The following is a 21629-nucleotide window of genomic DNA, read 5'->3' as shown; positions in this document are numbered from 1 at the left end:
TCTATATCTTAAAGCTCGTAAGCGTTACTTTTAATTATGTAAGAATTTTTGTTTTGCCAATAATTCTTCTTCTGTTTCTACATGGTTGTCATCTGGTAGACAACAATCTACTGGGCATACAGCCGCACATTGTGGTTCTTCATGAAACCCTATACATTCTGTACATTTATCAGGTGCTATAAAATAATATTCGTCAGATACAGCTTCTTGTGTTTCATCTGCATCTACTTCAATACCATCTTTTAACTTTATACTTCCTGTTAATGAAGTTCCTTCACTATATTTCCAATCTTCAGCCCCTTCATAAATAGCTGTATTTGGGCATTCTGGTTCGCATGCCCCACAATTGATGCATTCGTCGGTTATTATAATTGCCATACTATTCTGAATTACTTAATAAAGCCAACTCCGGCTGTATTATTTGTTTTTGGGTTGATTAAAATAAAAGTTCCATTTGCTTTATTTTTATCATAAGAATCAAAAAATAATGGTTTACTTAATTTTAAAGTTACATCTCCAATTTCATTTAATGTTAATTGTGATGGGTTTTCTTCTGTTCCTGAAAAATCAGTTTTTATAATGGATGATAATGACATTATTTTTGCTTGCACATCGTTTACTCCATGTTTTACATAATACTTATTAGAAGCTTCTAAAGGATCTTTATCCATCCAGCAAATAGTTGCATCTAATTCTTTAGCAACTGTTGGTTGTTCATTTGTTTTCACCAACATATCACCTCTACTTACATTTACATTATCTTCTAAAGTAATTGTTACCGAACTTCCTCTTTTAGCTTCTAAATACTCTTTATCAAAGAAGTGAATACTCTTTATTTTAGATGCTGTTGCTGATGGTAATACGGTTACCGAATCTCCTACAGCTAAATCTCCTCCATAAATTTTACCTGCATATCCTCTAAAATCATGATATTTATCTGTTTTAGGTCGTATAACAGTTTGTATAGGAAAACGTGTTTGAGACTTTTCTTGTAAATCTTCAGAAACTAAACCTTCTAAATGGTCTAATAATGTTTCTCCTTTATACCAAGGTGTATTTTCTGATTTTTTAACAACGTTGTCTCCTTGTAAAGCTGACATAGGTATAAAAGTTAATTTTTGACTTTTATAAGAACTTTTGCCTGCTAAATATTCAATTTCATTTTTTATTTGATTAAATTTTTCTTCTGAAAAATCAACCAAATCCATTTTATTAATAGCTATAACTACGTTTTCAACTCTTAATAGTGTATTTATAAAAAAGTGACGGTAAGTTTGCTCAATTACTCCATTACGTGCGTCAATTAACACAATTGATGCTTGTGAGTTTGAAGCTCCTGTAACCATATTTCGTGTATACTCAATATGCCCTGGAGTATCAGCAATAATAAAACTCGTTTTTGGGGTCGAAAAATAGATATGTGCTACATCAATCGTAATACCTTGTTCTCTTTCTGCAACTAAACCATCTGTTGCTAATGAAAAATCTAAATAATCAAAACCTCTTTGCTTACTTTTTTCTTCAATTGCTTCTAGCTTGTCATCTGTTAATGAGTTAGTGTCATATAAAATACGTCCGATTAAGGTACTTTTACCATCATCTACACTACCTGCTGTTGCTATTTTTAATACATTCATTTGTTTATGCTTTTGGCTCATAGCTATATTTTACTATTTACCTATATTTAAATTACTAAAGACTAAAATGCTTTAGTTAAATGGAAAATTCACTTTAGTGAATTTTAAAAATACCCTTGTTGCTTACGTTTCTCCATTGCTGCTTCTGATCGTTTATCATCTATACGAGCACCTCGCTCTGATATAGTTGATACTTTAATTTCATCTACAACTGTATTTATATCAACAGCATCAGAAAGTACAGCTGCTGTACAACTCATGTCTCCAACAGTTCTAAAACGCACCATTCTTTCTTCTACCTCTTCATTTTCATCTCTATAAACAACATCGTCTTCTGCTGACCATATTAATCCATCTCTTAAAAAAGTAGCTCTTTTATGTGCAAAGTAAATTGATGGAATTTCAATTTCTTCACTTTTAATATATGACCAAACATCTAACTCTGTCCAGTTTGAAATAGGGAAAACACGTACATTTTGCCCTAAATCAATTCTTCCATTTAGCATGTCAAACAATTCAGGACGTTGATTTTTTTCATCCCATTGACCAAAATCATCACGAACAGAAAAAATACGTTCTTTTGCTCTTGCTTTTTCTTCATCTCTACGAGCGCCACCAATACATGCATCAAAACCAAACTCTTCAATTGCATCTAATAATGTTTCGGTTTGTAGCATGTTTCGGCTAGCGTACTTACCTGTTTCTTCTTTTACTCTTCCTTTATCAATATTGTCTTGAACGTTTCTAACAATTAATTCAACACCTAATTCTTTTGCTAAACGATCTCTAAATTCAATTGTTTCAGGAAAATTATGTCCTGTATCTATATGCATTAAAGGAAACGGAATTTTAGCTGGATAAAATGCTTTTTGAGCAAGTCTTACCAATGTTATACTATCTTTTCCTCCTGAAAATAACAATACTGGTTTTTCAAACTGAGCGACTACTTCTCTAAATATATAAATGGCTTCACTTTCTAAAGCGCCTACTTTTATTATTGTACTCATCTTCTAATTCTTTTAAATGTGTAATCCACATTCTCTGTTACTCTCTACTTTTGTTGGGTCGAAATATTTAAACTCATTCGGAAGCTTATTATCGCTTAAATACTCATCTAAATCTTTATCTGACCAGTTATAAAAAGGACTTACTTTTAAAACTCCTTCTTTACTAAATGAAATTACACCAATACTATCTCTAAAAGCTGTTTGTCCTTTACGTAAATTAGTAAACCATATTTCTGGTTGATGTTCAGCCATTGCTCTTTTAAAAGGTTCTAACTTTACTTGTTCTGTAAATTTCTCATGGTTTTCATCTTCTACAGAAGGAAGTCCCATAGTTATATTACGATGAGCCACAGTTTGTTTTGGCACATATAAATGAACATTTAAACTCAGTTTATCAATTAATTCTTCTGCATGTTTATATGTTTGAGGAGTATTATAACCTGTATCACACCAAACAACTTTAATTGAAGGGTTATCTTTAGTTACTAAATGCAAAAGAGCAACTTCATAAGGTCTAAAATTAGTAGTAACTATTGTTTTTTTATTTAATTCAAAAACCCATTCTACAATTTCTTTTGGACTTAATTTTTCTAATCCTTTGTTTAACTCTTCAACATTAAACTCATCTTGTAAACTCATTATTTTCCCCATTTTATTTTGTTCCAAATTCTCTCGTGAAAGAAATACAAAACCATTTTTGTTCCTAATTCTACAGCTCCTATTGAAAAAGCAGTTGTTAACTTCCCTGTAATTATCCAAGAAATTAAAACAGTGTCTATAGTTCCCACAATACGCCAGCTAAATGACTTAACTATACTTCGTATCGGTTTTTCAGATAGTTTATCAATGTTATAATCACTATTTTCTTTTATAAATTGCTCAAGCATTATTTTAATAATATTAAACCTATAGGGTTAGTAGGGTAATTATTTGCAAATATATAATATCCCTTATCATATCAAAGAACATATACTTTTTATTTAAAAATTAATTCTGTATATTAAACTAAATCAGCTAGTGTATTACTGCGAAGAACTTTTAATGTATTATCTCTAACCTGAATCATTAATTTATGAACAGAACAGGCATCTTCATCAGGACAATCACTACATTTTTCATAGTAATTTAAACTTACACAAGGTAACATTGCTATAGGTCCTTCTAGAGTTCTAATAACATCAGTCATTTTTATTTCTGATGGTTCTTTTAACATATAGTAACCTCCACCTTTTCCTTTTTTAGCGCCTAAAAATCCAGCTTTTCGTAAGGTAAGTAATATACTTTCTAAAAATTTATGAGAAATATTTTCGCTCTTAGAGATCGTTGCTATTTGGACTTTATCTCCTTTTTCTTGCCTAGCAATAAATGCTAGCGCTTTTAAGCCGTATTTTGTTTTTTTAGAAAGCATACTACAAAAATACACTTTTATTTAATTGTTAATTCTCTAAAGCTTGTTTTAAATCATTAATAATATCTACTACATTTTCTAAACCGATAGAGCTTCTTACTAAGCCATCTGTAATTCCTACTTCTAACCTATCATCAACACTTAATTTACTGTGTGTTGTAGATGCTGGGTGCGTTACAATTGTTCTTGTATCACCTAAGTTTGCAGACAATGAGCATATTTTAATTGCGTTTAAGAAATTTCTTCCCGCAGTAATACCTCCTTTAATTTCAAAAGCAACAACGTTACCACCTAATTTCATTTGCTTTTTTGCTATTTCATATTGAGGATGTGATTTTAAAAAAGGGTATTTTACTAAATTTACCTTCGGATGTTCTTCTAAAAAGCTGGCTACTTTTAAAGCATTTTCACAATGCCTATCTACTCGAATACTTAATGTTTCTAAACTTTTTGATAAAACCCAAGCATTAAACGGTGACATTGCAGGGCCAGTATTTCTTGAAAACAAATAAATTTCTTTTATTAAATCTTTACGTCCAACAGCTACACCTCCTAAGACTCTTCCTTGTCCATCAATTAACTTAGTTGCTGAGTGCAAAACTATATCAGCTCCAAACTTAATAGGATTTTGTAGGTACGGAGTAGCAAAACAATTATCTATAACCAATAACAAACCATGCTTTTTTGATATCTCACCTAATAATTCTAAGTCAATAATATCAACTGCTGGATTTGTTGGAGTTTCAGCATATAAAATTTTAGTATTTGGTTTAATTAAACTCTCAATTGTATCTACTTCAGTAATATTAAAATAACTAGTTTCAATATTCCACTTTGGTAAATATTTGGTAAATAAACTATGAGTAGATCCAAAAACTGAACGACATGAAACAATATGGTCTCCTGCATTTAACAATGCTCCAAATGTAGAAAACACTGCTGCCATACCTGTTGCGAAAGCATAACCAGCTTCAGCACCTTCCATAGCAACTATTTTATCAACAAATTCTGTAGTATTAGGATTTGAGAATCTACTATATAAATTTTTCTCTTTTTCTTCTGCAAATGATGCTCTCATATCTTCTGCATCATCAAAAACAAAACTAGATGTTAAATATAATGGTGTTGAGTGCTCTGAAAATTGTGAACGTTCTGTTTGTGTTCTAATTGCTATGGTTTCGAAGTTCTTGCTCATATTTGTTAATTTTTTATAGATATTGATTAATCAACATCTAGTATATTTAAATGACGCTTAGTGTCTAATTATTAATTTTTGCTAATCGTAAAACATCACCAAATACACCTCTTGCAGTTACTTCTGCCCCTGCTCCTGCTCCCTGAATTACAATAGGTTGCTCACCATATGATTCTGTAAATATTTCAAAAATAGCATCCGAACCTTTTAAACTTCCTAAAGGTGAACCTACCGGTACCGACACTAATTTAACATCTAACTCTCCTTTTACTTTTGATAAATCGCCATGTAAATCGCCTATATATCGCAACACATGATTTTCTTTTTGAAGTTCTTTTTCATTTTGAAAATGAAAATTTAATTTATCTAAGTTTGCTAAAAATTCTTCAGAAGTAATATTTCTAAATTCATTTGGAATTAAATTTTTAATAGAAATATCTTCAAACTCATTTTCTAAATCTAACTCTCTAGCTAAAATTAATAATTTTCTTGCTACATCATTACCACATAAATCTTCTCTCGGATCTGGCTCTGTAAATCCGCTATCAATTGCTTCTTGTAATACGTTTGAAAACGGAACTTCATCCGAAGAAAACTTATTAAATAAATAACTTAACGAACCTGAAAACACCCCTCTAATACGTGTAATATTTTCGCCAGAATCGTGCAATAATTTAATGGTATCAATTAAAGGTAAACCTGCACCAACATTCGTTTCGTACAAATATGATTTGTTATTAATTTCTAATTTTTTTCGTAGTTTTTTATAGAAATCATGAGATACCGTATTTGCTATTTTATTAGAAGAAACTAAATCGAAACCGTTTTCTATTAATGGTATATAGTTTTCTATAAATTCACTACTTGCAGTATTATCAACAGCTATTAAGTTTTCTAAATGGTGCTTTTTTGCAAAATCTATTACGCTATCAACAATATGAGTTTCCTCATCGTTATTTTTTAAAATTGTTTTCCAATTTTCAACAGCTCCATCACTACTTAACAATACTTTTTTAGAACCTGCTATGGCAAAAATATTTAGCTGTATTTTTTTTCTTTCTAATATAGATTTGGTGTTTTTTATAATTTGATTAATTAAAGTTCCTCCAACTAATCCCTTACCAAATATGGCTATATTTATTTTTTTTGCAACTCCAAAAACTTGCCCATGAATTACATTTAACGCTTTGTGTAATTGTTCTTTTTTAACAACCAAACTTACATTTTTTCCTGAAACTGTATTGTTAAACAATAATGGTACAATTTGATTTTTTATCAACGCATTATACGGATGATGAAACTCACTTAAATCTTGACCTATAATTGATATTACAGCGACATCATCTTTAATTGAAATTTGATTTACATCTTTGGTATAAAAATCGCTTTCAAACTCTTGTTCTAAAGCTTGTACAGCTGCTGTTGCCTTTTCTTTATCAATTACTAAACCAATACCTCTTTCTGATGAACCTTGAGAAATAATACTTACACTAATACCGTTATTACTTAAGGCTCTAAAAATACGTGCATCTACACCTACTTTACCCAACAAACCTCGTCCTTCAAAATTTAGCAATGCTACATTGTCTAAAACCGATAATGATTTTATGCCTTTTGATTTTGATTTAGCAGTGATTAATGTTCCTGAATTATCTTGATTAAACGTGTTTAAAATTCGAAGATTGATGTTTTTTTCTAAAAGCGGTATAATAGTTTTTGCATGTAAAATATTAGCTCCGAAATTTGCTAACTCATTTGCTTCAGTAAATGATAATTCTTCTATTTTCCTTGCATCTGCAACCAAATCAGGATTTGCAGTAAAAATTCCATCAACATGCGTATAATTTTGTAACTCCTCAGCATCTAAATAATTCGCTAATAATGTTGCTGTGTAATTGCTTCCATTTCTACCTAAAGTAGTGGTTTCTCCTTTTAAACTAGATGCTATAAAACCTGTTATAATATTAATAGTATCTCGGTTATGCTTTTTAAAATGCTTTATTACATTTTCTTTAGATATGTTTAAAATTGGTTGTGCATTACCAAAATTTTCATCCGTAATTAACAGTTCTCTAGCATCTGTTACGTTGGCTTTTATCCCTTTTTTATTTAAAAGCACTGAAACTGTTTTGGCTGATAATAACTCACCTTGTGCTAAAACTTCATCTTTTATTTTTTGACTAAAATCCCCTAATAGACTAACACCTTCATAAAGTTTTTCTAAACGAGAAAATTCAGGAGTAAAATCAACTAACGGTGTTAATTGAGATTGTTCATATTTCATTGTTTCGAGTTCATTTTGATAAGGTTTATTTTTTGCAGCTTTTTCTAAAATTTCTTCTAATTGATCTGTAGCATTTCCTCTTGCTGATACAACAACCGCTATATTTTCTTGCTCGTTTACTTTTTTTTCTATAATCGAAATTACATTTGTAATTCCTTTATTCGACAGCGATTTCCCGCCAAATTTTATTATTTTCATTTTGTTATTTTTTGAGTTTAAATTGAATATTGGCGCAATTATTTTTTCTAACTGCTCATATTCAATTAAAAAAGCATCATGCCCGTGAATCGAATTTATTTCATTATACGTAACGTTGGCATGTACTAAAGCTAGCTCTTTTTGAGTTTCTCTATTTTCTTCAGCAGTAAAGAATAAGTCTGAATCTACTCCAATAATGTGAATATCAGCTTCAATTGTTTCTAAAACACTTGAATCATTTTTACCTCTAGTAACATCAATTGTTTTTAATAATTGATTCATTAATTTATAAGATGCTAATTGATAACGTTCTTGTAGTTTATTACCATGGTATAACAACCAACTTTCTACATTAAAAACTTCCGAGTTTTCATTTTTAGAACGATAAAAACGTTCTTTAAAAGATTTAGGAGTTCTGTAACATAACATTGCATGCATACGAGCATCGTGTACAGGATTACTCGAGTTTAATAAAAATTGTTCTTGAATTTGACAATTACCAATTAACCAATCGGTAGCTTTCCAATCGGTTGCTATCGGAATTAAATGTTTTGTTATTTTTGGGTTTAAAACAGCCATTTCCCATGCTATTCCACCTCCTAAAGAACCTCCTATTAAAGCAAATAATTGTTTAATTTTTAATTTTTCTAATCCGATTAAAAATAACTTAGCAATATCTCTTGCTATAAAATCTTTATAATTGTCTATTAAAAAACTATCATGACCATTTCCTGGAATGTTAAAACATAAAACTGAATATTTATTTGTGTCTACTGCCTTATTTTTTCCTATTAAATCTTTCCACCAGCCATTTTTAAAACCTGCTACATTGCTATTTCCTGTTAAAGCATGATTGATTAATACCACAGGTGCAGTTCCTAATTCTTTACCAAAAACCTGATAACTTAATCGTATTTTATTTAGTAAAATATCACTCTCGGTAATAAAATCAATAATATTTATATGTGCTAAATTCTCTGTCAACATTATTTGTTTTTTGATATAAAATCGAATGATTTACATAACCATATTTCCCCTTCAAAGCAAGAATCAAAACATTCGATTTCTCTATGTTTTAAATTTTTGAAAAAGATTCTTTTAAATCATTTATTAAATCCTCTACACTTTCTAACCCTACAGATAAACGAATCAAATCATTCGTTACTCCTGCACTTACTTGCGCTTCTGTACTTAATTGTTGATGGGTTGTACTTGCTGGATGAATAATTAGAGATTTGGTATCTCCAATATTTGCTAATAATGAAAAAATTTTGGTATTGTCTGCTATTTTTTTGGCTGCTTCATAACCACCTTTTACACCAAATGTAACAATACCACTTTGTCCTTTTGGCAAATATTTTTTTGCTAATTTGTTATATGAGCTACTCTTTAAACCAGGATAATTTACCCAAGCTACTTCTCTTTGTTGCTCTAGCCATTTAGCCAAATCTAATGCGTTCTCACTATGTTTTTTTATTCGGATATCTAAGGTTTCTAATCCTTGAATAATATTAAACGCATTTGTAGGACTTAAAGCGCCTCCAAAATCTCTTAGTCCTTCTAAAATTAATTTAAAGGTATAAGAAGCTGCGCCTAAATCATCGTGATATACCAATCCGTGATATCCTGATGACGGCTCTGTAAACTCAGGAAATTTCCCATTTGCCCAATTAAAAGTTCCTGCATCAATAATAGCGCCACCTAAAGAGTTTCCTTGACCTCCAATGTATTTAGTTAGTGAATGAATTACAATATTTGCACCATATTCAATCGGGTTTAACAATGCTGGTGTAGCTACTGTATTATCAACTATAAAAGGAACTTCAGCTTTTTTTGCATGTGCCGAAATTGCTTTTAAATCTAACACATCTAACTTCGGGTTACCTAATGATTCTACGAAAAAAGCTCTTGTATTATCTTGCACAGCTGAAGCAAAATTATGTGGGTTTGAAGCATCAACAAAAGTTGTTGTAATACCCAATCTTGGTAAAGTAACACTTAATAAATTGTAAGTACCACCATATAAACTACTTGATGCTACAATATGATCACCTGCTTTTAACAATGTTAATAATCCTGTTGAAATTGCTGCTGTACCGGATGCAAATACTACCGCTCCAGTCCCACCTTCTAAAGAAGCTAAACGATCTTGTAAGATTTGATTTGTAGGATTGTTTAATCTTGTGTAAATAAATCCTAATTCTTTTAATGAAAAAAGATCTGCTGCCTGATCTGAATCATTAAAAACATATGATGTTGTTTGGTAAATAGGAACTGCTCTTGTTCCTGCCGTTTGTTTTACATCATGACCTGCGTGCAACGCGTTAGTTGCGAATTTTTGTGTACTCATTTTTCTTGTTTTTTTGAGATAATAAAAATTAAAACAAAAGTCAAATGCGTCAAAATTTTGACGAGCCTACTAGAAAAATGTTATGAAGAATGATAGCAATTATAGATGAATAATTACTTTTTGAGTTATCTATCCAACTTTAAATAAATGAATTTAAAATTAAGTAGAATTTAGCACCTTCTTTGTCTTAAACAAAGGGTTGCTAAGGTTTCATAGGGTCTAATCCCTCCACCTTTCTTGATAACATTGTCAATAAGTTATTGAACTTCGTGTCTGCAAATATTCAATTATAAAAAGTTAATATCCTAACTTTTCTTGCTTTTTTTATTCAAAAATATTTTAATCTTCCAAAATAAAAAAGAAAAAAAAACCTAAAAAACTACAAGTCAATACTTTATATATATTATAATAATAAATAAAATATATAAAGGTAACTTCCTATTATTTATTTCTCGTCGAAAGCCTTGAATTTATCGCTCTAGACACTCAAACTTTAATCAAAAGCTATATTATTATGTTTTTTGATAAAAATAAAATACAGAAATAAGAAATATATAGATAGTAATTGCCTCTATTAATAACAGCTTTGCTCATGATTTTGTTAAGGAAAAGCTGCATTCAAGGTTCTAACGCAAAAAACGTTGCAGTTTATTTAGCGAGTCTAAGCTACAAATTTTAGTTCAGAATCTATAATTTCTTTAGGCGTTTTATATCCAATAATTTTTCGAGGTCTATTGTTTAATTTTTCTTGAATAATCATGAGTTGCTTTTTGTTAATTAGATTAAAGTCTGTTCCTTTTGGCAGGTACCTTCTAATGAGTCCATTTGTATTTTCGTTGGTACCTATTTCCCAGGAAGAATAGGGGTGAGCAAAGTAGATTTTCACACCTATTTTTTGAGTTATATTTTCGTGCCTTGCCATTTCTACACCATTATCGTAAGTCATCATTTTTTTTAATATAGGGTTTAATTTATTAAGAATTTTAGAAAAAATTTTAGCTACTTCTCTAGAGTTTCTAGCTTTTAATTTTACAATTAAAGTATAACTAGATTTACGTTCAACGATTGTTCCAATAGCTCATTTTTGATTTTTTACCAATCATTAAATCTCCTTCCCAATATCCAATTTCTTGTCTTAATTCAATATGCTTAGGTCTATTATCAATACTGACTTGGTTGATGATTTTACTACCTATTCCTCTTTTCTTTTTAGTAGGTCTCCTTCGTGATTTTTACGTACAAGTAGATTGATTAGTTTTTTATTTAAACGATCTTGAGATTGCGTATAAATGTATCTATAAATAGATTCATGTGATATTGACATAATTGGGCCATTAGGAAAATCTAGTTTTAATTTTCCTGCAATTTGTTCAGGCGTCCATTGTGATAAAAGTCCTTTAAAAACTTAAATTCTAAGTTTTTTATGAATAGATATTTTATCAGTATTTCTTTTGTTTAAATAGTCGTCTTTAGCATTCCAATTAGCTAATTCTGTAGAGTATTTATCTTTCTCAGTTTGTACCCATTTATTAACTTCTCTAGTGATAGTAGAACGAGATCTATTTAGAGTTTTAGCGATGTAAGATTTAGACTTATTTTCTTTTAAAAGCGTTTCAATTTGAATCCTTTCTTTAAGAGTGAGTCGGTTATTTTTTTTACGTACCATAATAACAAATCTATTAATTTAGATTTGTTGCGTTAAGTTCTTGAGTACGCAAAAGAACGCAGTAATTTACCTTAACTTAAAATAACAAAAGTGGGAGGAAATTTCGAATACTATTTTACCTTAATGAATTATGTACGGTATTAGATTTTTGCCAATTTTTTTTGATTTATAATTTAAACCGCTTTTCTTTGGTTTCTAAGCTTGTACAAATTCAGAAGTTTATTATTCCGCATACTAATTAAAATTCTAATTGTTTTTTTTCCAACAGATATCAATTTAGATGTAATTATTGCTTTAAATTTAGCTTTCTACTTATGCTTATTTATCTCAGTTTTTGTAAAGAAATTTAAATAACAGTTGAGAGAGAACTTAGTTTTTTATTTCTCCAAAAAAAAAGTAACTAAGTAGGTGTGTTTATAATTCATCATAACTAAACTAGTTAAATTTCGCATAAAAAAAAACCTCAATCTAAATATAGATTGAGGTTTAAAAGAAAGGCAACGACCTACTCTCCCACCATTGGCAGTACCATCGGCGCAAATGGGCTTAACTTCTCTGTTCGGGATGGAAAGAGGTGAGCCCCATTGCGATAATCACCTTAAATCGTTCAGTATATTGCAACTGTATAAGTTAACATATTAGTAAAATCATATCGTAAATTATCAAAAGAGTTTGCGTCCCGACCCGAAAGTCGGGAACTATACATAAGCCTATGGGTTATTAGTAATACTCGGCTATGACATTACTGCCTTTACACCTGTATCCTATCAACGTGGTAATCTTCCACGACCCTTTAAAGAAATCTCATCTTGTGGTGGGTTTCGCGCTTATATGCTTTCAGCGCTTATCCCTTCCCAACGTAGCTACTCTGCAGTGCTCCTGGCGGAACAACAGATACACCAGAGGTTAGTTCAACTCGGTCCTCTCGTACTAAAGTCAAATCCACTCAAATTTCTAACGCCCACAGCAGATAGAGACCGAACTGTCTCACGACGTTCTGAACCCAGCTCGCGTGCCACTTTAATGGGCGAACAGCCCAACCCTTGGGACCTTCTCCAGCCCCAGGATGTGACGAGCCGACATCGAGGTGCCAAACCCCCCCGTCGATGTGAGCTCTTGGGGGAGATCAGCCTGTTATCCCCGGAGTACCTTTTATCCTTTGAGCGATGGCCCTTCCATGCGGAACCACCGGATCACTATGCTCTACTTTCGTACCTGATCGACCTGTATGTCTCTCAGTCAAGCTCCCTTATGCCATTGCACTCTACGCACGGTTACCAAACGTGCTGAGGGAACCTTTAGAAGCCTCCGTTACTCTTTTGGAGGCGACCACCCCAGTCAAACTACCCACCACGCACTGTTCTCATTGCTGAGTTAGACTCTAGATAAGCAAAGGGTGGTATTTCAAGGACAACTCCACAACGCCTAGCGACGCCGCTTCATAGTCTCCCACCTATCCTACACATTACTTATCCAAAACCAATACGAAGCTATAGTAAAGGTTCACGGGGTCTTTTCGTCCCGCTGCGGGTAATCGGCATCTTCACCGATACTACAATTTCACCGAGCTCATGGCTGAGACAGTGTCCAGATCGTTGCACCATTCGTGCAGGTCGGAACTTACCCGACAAGGAATTTCGCTACCTTAGGACCGTTATAGTTACGGCCGCCGTTTACTGGGGCTTCATTTCATTGCTTCGCCAAAGGCTAACAACTCCACTTAACCTTCCAGCACCGGGCAGGTGTCAGGCCTTATACATCATCTTTCAATTTAGCAAAGCCCTGTGTTTTTGATAAACAGTCGCCTGGACCTTTTCACTGCGGCCCATCCGAAGATGGGCGACCCTTCTCCCGAAGTTACGGGTCGATTTTGCCTAGTTCCTTAGCCATGAATCACTCGAGCACCTTAGAATTCTCATCCCAACTACCTGTGTCGGTTTACGGTACGGGTTCTTATAATCTGAAGCTTAGAGGTTTTTCTTGGAAGCTTTTAGGCACACTATCAACGCATCCGAAGATTTGTTGTACTATCACACTTCAGCTAGATCTGCGGATTTACCTACAGTCCTAATACCTACATGTTTCAACGAACTATTCCGTCAGTTCGCGGTGCTTTCAATACTCCGTCACCCCATCGCAATTATAAGAAGTACAGGAATATTAACCTGTTATCCATCGACTACTCCCTTCGGATTCGCCTTAGGACCCGACTAACCCTCAGCTGATTAGCATCGCTGAGGAAACCTTAGTCTTTCGGTGAGGGGGTTTCTCGCCCCCTTTATCGTTACTTATGCCTACATTTTCTTTTCTATCCGCTCCAGCATACCTTACAGTACACCTTCGGCGCAAATAGAATGCTCCCCTACCACTTACGTGTCTTTCAACGTAAATCCATAGCTTCGGTAATATGTTTATGCCCGATTATTATCCATGCAAAACCGCTCGACTAGTGAGCTGTTACGCACTCTTTAAATGAATGGCTGCTTCCAAGCCAACATCCTAGCTGTCTAAGCAGTTTCACCTCGTTAGTTCAACTTAACATATATTTGGGGACCTTAGCTGATGGTCTGGGTTCTTTCCCTCTCGGACATGGACCTTAGCACCCATGCCCTCACTGCTGAGTAACATTTTATAGCATTCGGAGTTTGTCAGGAATTGGTAGGCGGTGAAGCCCCCGCATCCAATCAGTAGCTCTACCTCTATAAAATTTTCGCTCAACGCTGCACCTAAATGCATTTCGGGGAGTACGAGCTATTTCCGAGTTTGATTGGCCTTTCACCCCTACCCACAGGTCATCCAAAGACTTTTCAACGTCAACTGGTTCGGTCCTCCACTGTATGTTACTACAGCTTCAACCTGCCCATGGGTAGATCACTCGGTTTCGCGTCTACTACTACTAACTATGGTCGCCCTATTCAGACTCGCTTTCGCTTCGGCTCCGGACCTTAAATCCTTAACCTTGCTAGTAACAGTAACTCGTAGGCTCATTATGCAAAAGGCACGCCGTCACACAGTAAATGTGCTCCGACCGCTTGTAGGCGTACGGTTTCAGGTTCTATTTCACTCCCTTACTTAGGGTTCTTTTCACCTTTCCCTCACGGTACTAGTTCACTATCGGTCTTTCAGGAGTATTTAGCCTTACCGGATGGTCCCGGTGGATTCATACAGGATTACTCGTGTCCCGCACTACTCAGGGTACTGCTATATCTTCTTCGCTTACCTATACGAGACTATCACTCTCTTCGGTTTGTCTTTCCAGACAATTCTAGTTCACTTAGATTCTAATGTCGCAGCCCTACAACCCCAATACTGCCGTAACAGTATTGGTTTGGGCTAATCCGCGTTCGCTCGCCACTACTAACGGAATCACTATTGTTTTCTCTTCCTCCGGTTACTTAGATGTTTCAGTTCACCGGGTTTGCCCCTCTTACGAGGTGATATGTCTTCAACATACCGGGTTGCCCCATTCGGAAATTAACGGATCATAAAATATGTGCTTCTCCCCGTTACTTATCGCAGCTTATCGCGTCCTTCATCGCCTCTGAAAGCCTAGGCATCCGCCATACGCCCTTATTTAGCTTATTGTACTTTTTGCTCTAAATATCTCTATTTAGAACGAGCTCTTTATAATTATTTTTATAAAAAATATTGTGTTAATCTTTCAATTAACTCTCTATCTTGATTTCTTTACGATATCATTTTACCAATATGTCAATGAACATGGCGAATCGCCATTGATAAGTATTTTATCAACTTAAATTCTGCAATACTCTTGGAATAAATTTAATTATCCCTAGGCATTGCCTAGTGGAGAATATCGGAGTCGAACCGATGACCTCTTGCGTGCAAGGCAAGCGCTCTAGCCAACTGAGCTAATCCCCCATTATTAAACTCTAGATTACTATCCAGATTTGAATGTCGAATCCTCTTGTTTCCAGAATTTCCTTTCTAATAACTTGCCTTTTTGTAGTCTCAGGCAGACTCGAACTGCCGACCTCTACATTATCAGTGTAGCGCTCTAACCAGCTGAGCTATGAGACTATAATAGCTTGTTATTAGTGTATTTTAAAATTAACAGCAAAGAGTAAAATTTCCCTTTTGTAACTCACCATCTTTCTCTAGAAAGGAGGTGTTCCAGCCGCACCTTCCGGTACGGCTACCTTGTTACGACTTAGCCCTAGTTACCAGTTTTACCCTAGGTCGCTCCTCTCGGTAACGAACTTCAGGCACCCCCAGCTTCCATGGCTTGACGGGCGGTGTGTACAAGGCCCGGGAACGTATTCACCGGATCATGGCTGATATCCGATTACTAGCGATTCCAGCTTCACGGAGTCGAGTTGCAGACTCCGATCCGAACTGTGATATGGTTTATAGATTCGCTCCTATTCGCATAGTGGCTGCTCATTGTCCATACCATTGTAGCACGTGTGTAGCCCAGGACGTAAGGGCCGTGATGATTTGACGTCATCCCCACCTTCCTCACGGTTTGCACCGGCAGTCTCGCTAGAGTCCTCAGCATTACCTGTTAGCAACTAACAATAGGGGTTGCGCTCGTTATAGGACTTAACCTGACACCTCACGGCACGAGCTGACGACAACCATGCAGCACCTTGTAAATTGCCCGAAGGAAAAACTATCTCTAGTCCTGTCAATCTACATTTAAGCCCTGGTAAGGTTCCTCGCGTATCATCGAATTAAACCACATGCTCCACCGCTTGTGCGGGCCCCCGTCAATTCCTTTGAGTTTCAGTCTTGCGACCGTACTCCCCAGGTGGGATACTTATCACTTTCGCTTAGTCACTGAGTCGAAACCCAACAACTAGTATCCATCGTTTACGGCGTGGACTACCAGGGTATCTAATCCTGTTCGCTCCCCACGCTTTCGTCCATGAGCGTCAGTATATACGTAGTAGACTGCCTTCGCAATCGGTATTCTAAGTAATATCTATGCATTTCACCGCTACACTACTTATTCTATCTACTTCCGTATAACTCAAGTCAACCAGTATCAAAGGCAGTTCCATCGTTGAGCGATGGGCTTTCACCTCTGACTTAATTGACCGCCTGCGGACCCTTTAAACCCAATGATTCCGGATAACGCTTGGACCCTCCGTATTACCGCGGCTGCTGGCACGGAGTTAGCCGGTCCTTATTCTTACAGTACCGTCAAGGTGCTACACGTAGCACGGTTTCTTCCTGTATAAAAGCAGTTTACAACCCATAGGGCAGTCATCCTGCACGCGGCATGGCTGGTTCAGAGTTGCCTCCATTGACCAATATTCCTCACTGCTGCCTCCCGTAGGAGTCTGGTCCGTGTCTCAGTACCAGTGTGGGGGATAATCCTCTCAGACCCCCTACCTATCGTTGCCATGGTAAGCCGTTACCTTACCATCTAGCTAATAGGACGCATAGTCATCTTGTACCTATAAATATTTAATATAAAAGAGATGCCTCTTCTATACATTATGGAGTGTTAATCTTCATTTCTAAAGGCTATCCTCCTGTACAAGGCAGATTCTATACGCGTTACGCACCCGTTCGCCGGTCGTCATCTGTGCAAGCACAATGTTACCCCTCGACTTGCATGTGTTAAGCCTGCCGCTAGCGTTCATCCTGAGCCAGGATCAAACTCTTCATTGTATATTTTAAATAATATTAATGAATAAGTTTCAAAAGAATTTGTTCTAACGAATTAGAACGTGGTTATTCTACTCTTTGTTTACGCTGTCAATTTCAATATTTTCAATGAACTTTTAGGGTATCGCACTCATGCTGTAAAACACTCGTTATAAATCCTAATTTTGTAGAAACGCTAGATTCGAACTAACTGATTTTTATTACCAAATCATTCCAAAATTTCTCTGATCGTTTCGCTTTCTTAAAGCGGTTGCAAATCTATAAACTTTTCTAAAACTGACAAAACTTTTTGAAGCTTTTTTTAAGTTTATTTTTACAACATTTTAATGAACTACTTACCTTAAATCGGACTGCAAAGATACTCTCTTTAATCTGTACTAAACAAGTAATATTTAACTTATTTTTTACACTTTATTAAAACTATCTTAACCAGTATTTTTTATGACCTTTTAAAGCATCTCACTCATGCTCTGTAGCACTCGTTTTCCCCTTAGCGGGTGCAAATATAGATTCCTTTTTCAACATAACAACTACCTTTTTATCCTTTTCTTTTAAGTATTTTTTTTTACCCTGTTCCTTAAACACTTAACTCTAATATTAATCCCATATTTTAGTAGTGTACTATTGATTACTAACTAAAACTAGCTTAAGTTGATAGTGTATTCGCTTATTTTTCAACTTATGTATACTATAAAACTATTCACTATTATGCTCTTTTTTACTTCGCTGATGATTATAAATTATAATAGCACCATGCTAATTTTTCTGAATATTGACTTAATTATAATAGCAGTACTCTTATATACTATTTAAAAAAGTTTGTTTTAAACTCTATAAAGCTTTTGATCAAAAATATTTGATCCTCTTTTTATTCATTTTTCCTTTCCGTATGAGCTCTTTTTGTGATTATAGTATATTCTTTTTTTATTTGAATAATCTATACTCTTATATAGCAGTAATTAACTCGTTTTAAAAACATTTTCTAGGAATTATCTTTGCTTAAAAAAGTGTTTTTTCAATAAGTATTAAGACTGGTTGACCTTTGATGAATTGATAATCTTTTAATTTTACTCTTCACCTTTTACCCTCATACCTTTGCCCATTTTTCTTATTTTTTCATTTGAGTTTAGAGCAAAAAAAAACCTCAATCTATAAAGATTGAGGTTTAAAAGAAAGGCAACGACCTACTCTCCCACCATTGGCAGTACCATCGGCGCAAATGGGCTTAACTTCTCTGTTCGGGATGGAAAGAGGTGAGCCCCATTGCGATAATCACCTTAAATCGTTCAGTATATTGCAACTGTATAAGTTAACATATTAGTAAAATCATATCGTAAATTATCAAAAGAGTTTGCGTCCCGACCCGAAAGTCGGGAACTATACATAAGCCTATGGGTTATTAGTAATACTCGGCTATGACATTACTGCCTTTACACCTGTATCCTATCAACGTGGTAATCTTCCACGACCCTTTAAAGAAATCTCATCTTGTGGTGGGTTTCGCGCTTATATGCTTTCAGCGCTTATCCCTTCCCAACGTAGCTACTCTGCAGTGCTCCTGGCGGAACAACAGATACACCAGAGGTTAGTTCAACTCGGTCCTCTCGTACTAAAGTCAAATCCACTCAAATTTCTAACGCCCACAGCAGATAGAGACCGAACTGTCTCACGACGTTCTGAACCCAGCTCGCGTGCCACTTTAATGGGCGAACAGCCCAACCCTTGGGACCTTCTCCAGCCCCAGGATGTGACGAGCCGACATCGAGGTGCCAAACCCCCCCGTCGATGTGAGCTCTTGGGGGAGATCAGCCTGTTATCCCCGGAGTACCTTTTATCCTTTGAGCGATGGCCCTTCCATGCGGAACCACCGGATCACTATGCTCTACTTTCGTACCTGATCGACCTGTATGTCTCTCAGTCAAGCTCCCTTATGCCATTGCACTCTACGCACGGTTACCAAACGTGCTGAGGGAACCTTTAGAAGCCTCCGTTACTCTTTTGGAGGCGACCACCCCAGTCAAACTACCCACCACGCACTGTTCTCATTGCTGAGTTAGACTCTAGATAAGCAAAGGGTGGTATTTCAAGGACAACTCCACAACGCCTAGCGACGCCGCTTCATAGTCTCCCACCTATCCTACACATTACTTATCCAAAACCAATACGAAGCTATAGTAAAGGTTCACGGGGTCTTTTCGTCCCGCTGCGGGTAATCGGCATCTTCACCGATACTACAATTTCACCGAGCTCATGGCTGAGACAGTGTCCAGATCGTTGCACCATTCGTGCAGGTCGGAACTTACCCGACAAGGAATTTCGCTACCTTAGGACCGTTATAGTTACGGCCGCCGTTTACTGGGGCTTCATTTCATTGCTTCGCCAAAGGCTAACAACTCCACTTAACCTTCCAGCACCGGGCAGGTGTCAGGCCTTATACATCATCTTTCAATTTAGCAAAGCCCTGTGTTTTTGATAAACAGTCGCCTGGACCTTTTCACTGCGGCCCATCCGAAGATGGGCGACCCTTCTCCCGAAGTTACGGGTCGATTTTGCCTAGTTCCTTAGCCATGAATCACTCGAGCACCTTAGAATTCTCATCCCAACTACCTGTGTCGGTTTACGGTACGGGTTCTTATAATCTGAAGCTTAGAGGTTTTTCTTGGAAGCTTTTAGGCACACTATCAACGCATCCGAAGATTTGTTGTACTATCACACTTCAGCTAGATCTGCGGATTTACCTACAGTCCTAATACCTACATGTTTCAACGAACTATTCCGTCAGTTCGCGGTGCTTTCAATACTCCGTCACCCCATCGCAATTATAAGAAGTACAGGAATATTAACCTGTTTATCCATCGACTACTCCCTTCGGATTCGCCTTAGGACCCGACTAACCCTCAGCTGATTAGCATCGCTGAGGAAACCTTAGTCTTTCGGTGAGGGGGTTTCTCGCCCCCTTTATCGTTACTTATGCCTACATTTTCTTTTCTATCCGCTCCAGCATACCTTACAGTACACCTTCGGCGCAAATAGAATGCTCCCCTACCACTTACGTGTCTTTCAACGTAAATCCATAGCTTCGGTAATATGTTTATGCCCGATTATTATCCATGCAAAACCGCTCGACTAGTGAGCTGTTACGCACTCTTTAAATGAATGGCTGCTTCCAAGCCAACATCCTAGCTGTCTAAGCAGTTTCACCTCGTTAGTTCAACTTAACATATATTTGGGGACCTTAGCTGATGGTCTGGGTTCTTTCCCTCTCGGACATGGACCTTAGCACCCATGCCCTCACTGCTGAGTAACATTTTATAGCATTCGGAGTTTGTCAGGAATTGGTAGGCGGTGAAGCCCCCGCATCCAATCAGTAGCTCTACCTCTATAAAATTTTCGCTCAACGCTGCACCTAAATGCATTTCGGGGAGTACGAGCTATTTCCGAGTTTGATTGGCCTTTCACCCCCTACCCACAGGTCATCCAAAGACTTTTCAACGTCAACTGGTTTCGGTCCTCCACTGTATGTTACTACAGCTTCAACCTGCCCATGGGTAGATCACTCGGTTTCGCGTCTACTACTACTAACTATGGTCGCCCTATTCAGACTCGCTTTCGCTTCGGCTCCGGACCTTAAATCCTTAACCTTGCTAGTAACAGTAACTCGTAGGCTCATTATGCAAAAGGCACGCCGTCACACAGTAAATGTGCTCCGACCGCTTGTAGGCGTACGGTTTCAGGTTCTATTTCACTCCCTTACTTAGGGTTCTTTTCACCTTTCCCTCACGGTACTAGTTCACTATCGGTCTTTCAGGAGTATTTAGCCTTACCGGATGGTCCCGGTGGATTCATACAGGATTACTCGTGTCCCGCACTACTCAGGGTACTGCTATATCTTCTTCGCTTACCTATACGAGACTATCACTCTCTTCGGTTTGTCTTTCCAGACAATTCTAGTTCACTTAGATTCTAATGTCGCAGCCCTACAACCCCAATACTGCCGTAACAGTATTGGTTTGGGCTAATCCGCGTTCGCTCGCCACTACTAACGGAATCACTATTGTTTTCTCTTCCTCCGGTTACTTAGATGTTTCAGTTCACCGGGTTTGCCCCTCTTGCGAGGTGATATGTCTTCAACATACCGGGTTGCCCCATTCGGAAATTAACGGATCATAAAATATGTGCTTCTCCCCGTTACTTATCGCAGCTTATCGCGTCCTTCATCGCCTCTGAAAGCCTAGGCATCCGCCATA

12 protein-coding genes, 2 tRNA genes, 5 rRNA genes and 1 riboswitch are annotated in these 21629 nt (G+C 36.2%); all 19 genes read right to left on the bottom strand.

The window, feature by feature from the left end; all coding sequences use genetic code 11:
* Nucleotides 1-30: 30 nt before the first annotated feature.
* The gene (locus tag H0I30_RS00090) at nucleotides 31-378 is read right to left on the bottom strand and encodes a 4Fe-4S dicluster domain-containing protein (protein WP_218772279.1); all 348 of its coding nucleotides are present in this window, start codon (nucleotides 376-378) and stop codon (nucleotides 31-33) included.
* A gap of 11 nt (nucleotides 379-389) precedes the next feature.
* Nucleotides 390-1637 carry a sulfate adenylyltransferase subunit 1 gene (locus tag H0I30_RS00085; RefSeq protein WP_218773441.1) on the bottom strand — a complete coding sequence of 416 codons (1248 nt, stop codon included), beginning with the start codon at nucleotides 1635-1637 and terminating at the stop codon, nucleotides 390-392.
* Nucleotides 1638-1741: 104 nt separating this feature from the next.
* Nucleotides 1742-2644: a sulfate adenylyltransferase subunit CysD gene (gene cysD / locus H0I30_RS00080; RefSeq protein ID WP_218772278.1), complete on the bottom strand. Its 903-nt coding sequence runs from the start codon at nucleotides 2642-2644 to the stop codon at nucleotides 1742-1744.
* Nucleotides 2645-2656: 12 nt separating this feature from the next.
* Nucleotides 2657-3283 carry a phosphoadenosine phosphosulfate reductase family protein gene (locus H0I30_RS00075; RefSeq protein WP_218772277.1) on the bottom strand — a complete coding sequence of 209 codons (627 nt, stop codon included), beginning with the start codon at nucleotides 3281-3283 and terminating at the stop codon, nucleotides 2657-2659.
* Nucleotides 3283-3531, bottom strand: a complete 249-nt coding sequence (locus H0I30_RS00070) for a DUF2061 domain-containing protein (RefSeq protein WP_218772276.1) — start codon at nucleotides 3529-3531, stop codon at nucleotides 3283-3285. The genes H0I30_RS00075 and H0I30_RS00070 overlap by 1 nt, the downstream gene beginning before the upstream one ends.
* Nucleotides 3532-3644: 113 nt before the next feature.
* Complete coding sequence (locus H0I30_RS00065; RefSeq protein ID WP_218772275.1) at nucleotides 3645-4052, bottom strand: Rrf2 family transcriptional regulator; 408 nt, start codon at nucleotides 4050-4052, stop codon at nucleotides 3645-3647.
* A 28-nt stretch (nucleotides 4053-4080) separates the two neighbouring features.
* Nucleotides 4081-5247 carry a PLP-dependent aspartate aminotransferase family protein gene (locus tag H0I30_RS00060; RefSeq protein WP_218772274.1) on the bottom strand — a complete coding sequence of 389 codons (1167 nt, stop codon included), beginning with the start codon at nucleotides 5245-5247 and terminating at the stop codon, nucleotides 4081-4083.
* 64 nt (nucleotides 5248-5311) lie between these two features.
* On the bottom strand, nucleotides 5312-8716 hold the full coding sequence (gene thrA, locus H0I30_RS00055; RefSeq protein WP_218772273.1) for a bifunctional aspartate kinase/homoserine dehydrogenase I: 3405 nt from the start codon (nucleotides 8714-8716) through the stop codon (nucleotides 5312-5314).
* Nucleotides 8717-8804: 88 nt separating this feature from the next.
* Entirely contained in the window at nucleotides 8805-10079 is a 1275-nt protein-coding gene (locus H0I30_RS00050; protein WP_218772272.1) for an O-acetylhomoserine aminocarboxypropyltransferase/cysteine synthase family protein, read from the bottom strand.
* A 122-nt stretch (nucleotides 10080-10201) separates the two neighbouring features.
* Nucleotides 10202-10326: riboswitch (SAM riboswitch) on the bottom strand.
* 414 nt (nucleotides 10327-10740) lie between these two features.
* Entirely contained in the window at nucleotides 10741-11145 is a 405-nt protein-coding gene (locus H0I30_RS00045; RefSeq protein WP_255555923.1) for an IS30 family transposase, read from the bottom strand.
* Nucleotides 11146-11271: 126 nt separating this feature from the next.
* Nucleotides 11272-11403 carry a hypothetical protein gene (locus H0I30_RS13005; RefSeq protein ID WP_255555858.1) on the bottom strand — a complete coding sequence of 44 codons (132 nt, stop codon included), beginning with the start codon at nucleotides 11401-11403 and terminating at the stop codon, nucleotides 11272-11274.
* A gap of 81 nt (nucleotides 11404-11484) precedes the next feature.
* Nucleotides 11485-11745: a helix-turn-helix domain-containing protein gene (locus tag H0I30_RS00040; protein ID WP_218772271.1), complete on the bottom strand. Its 261-nt coding sequence runs from the start codon at nucleotides 11743-11745 to the stop codon at nucleotides 11485-11487.
* A 492-nt stretch (nucleotides 11746-12237) separates the two neighbouring features.
* Nucleotides 12238-12346: ribosomal RNA gene (gene rrf / locus H0I30_RS00035) — 5S ribosomal RNA — on the bottom strand.
* A gap of 99 nt (nucleotides 12347-12445) precedes the next feature.
* Nucleotides 12446-15330 (bottom strand): 23S ribosomal RNA (locus tag H0I30_RS00030).
* Between the two features lie 223 nt (nucleotides 15331-15553).
* Nucleotides 15554-15627: transfer RNA gene (locus H0I30_RS00025), tRNA-Ala, on the bottom strand.
* Between the two features lie 85 nt (nucleotides 15628-15712).
* Nucleotides 15713-15786 (bottom strand) — tRNA-Ile (locus tag H0I30_RS00020).
* An 81-nt stretch (nucleotides 15787-15867) separates the two neighbouring features.
* Nucleotides 15868-17385 (bottom strand): 16S ribosomal RNA (locus tag H0I30_RS00015).
* Between the two features lie 1168 nt (nucleotides 17386-18553).
* Nucleotides 18554-18662, bottom strand: a 5S ribosomal RNA gene (gene rrf / locus H0I30_RS00010).
* Between the two features lie 99 nt (nucleotides 18663-18761).
* Nucleotides 18762-21629, bottom strand: a 23S ribosomal RNA gene (locus tag H0I30_RS00005).
* The 16S, 23S and 5S rRNA genes sit together here with 2 tRNA genes alongside, the layout of an rRNA operon.

This window comes from Tenacibaculum sp. AHE14PA, assembly GCF_019278465.1.
Lineage (GTDB): Bacteria > Bacteroidota > Bacteroidia > Flavobacteriales > Flavobacteriaceae > Polaribacter > Polaribacter bernardetii.
The sequence above is the reverse complement of the archived record's forward strand: the minus strand, read 5'-3'. Positions and strand labels throughout refer to the sequence as shown.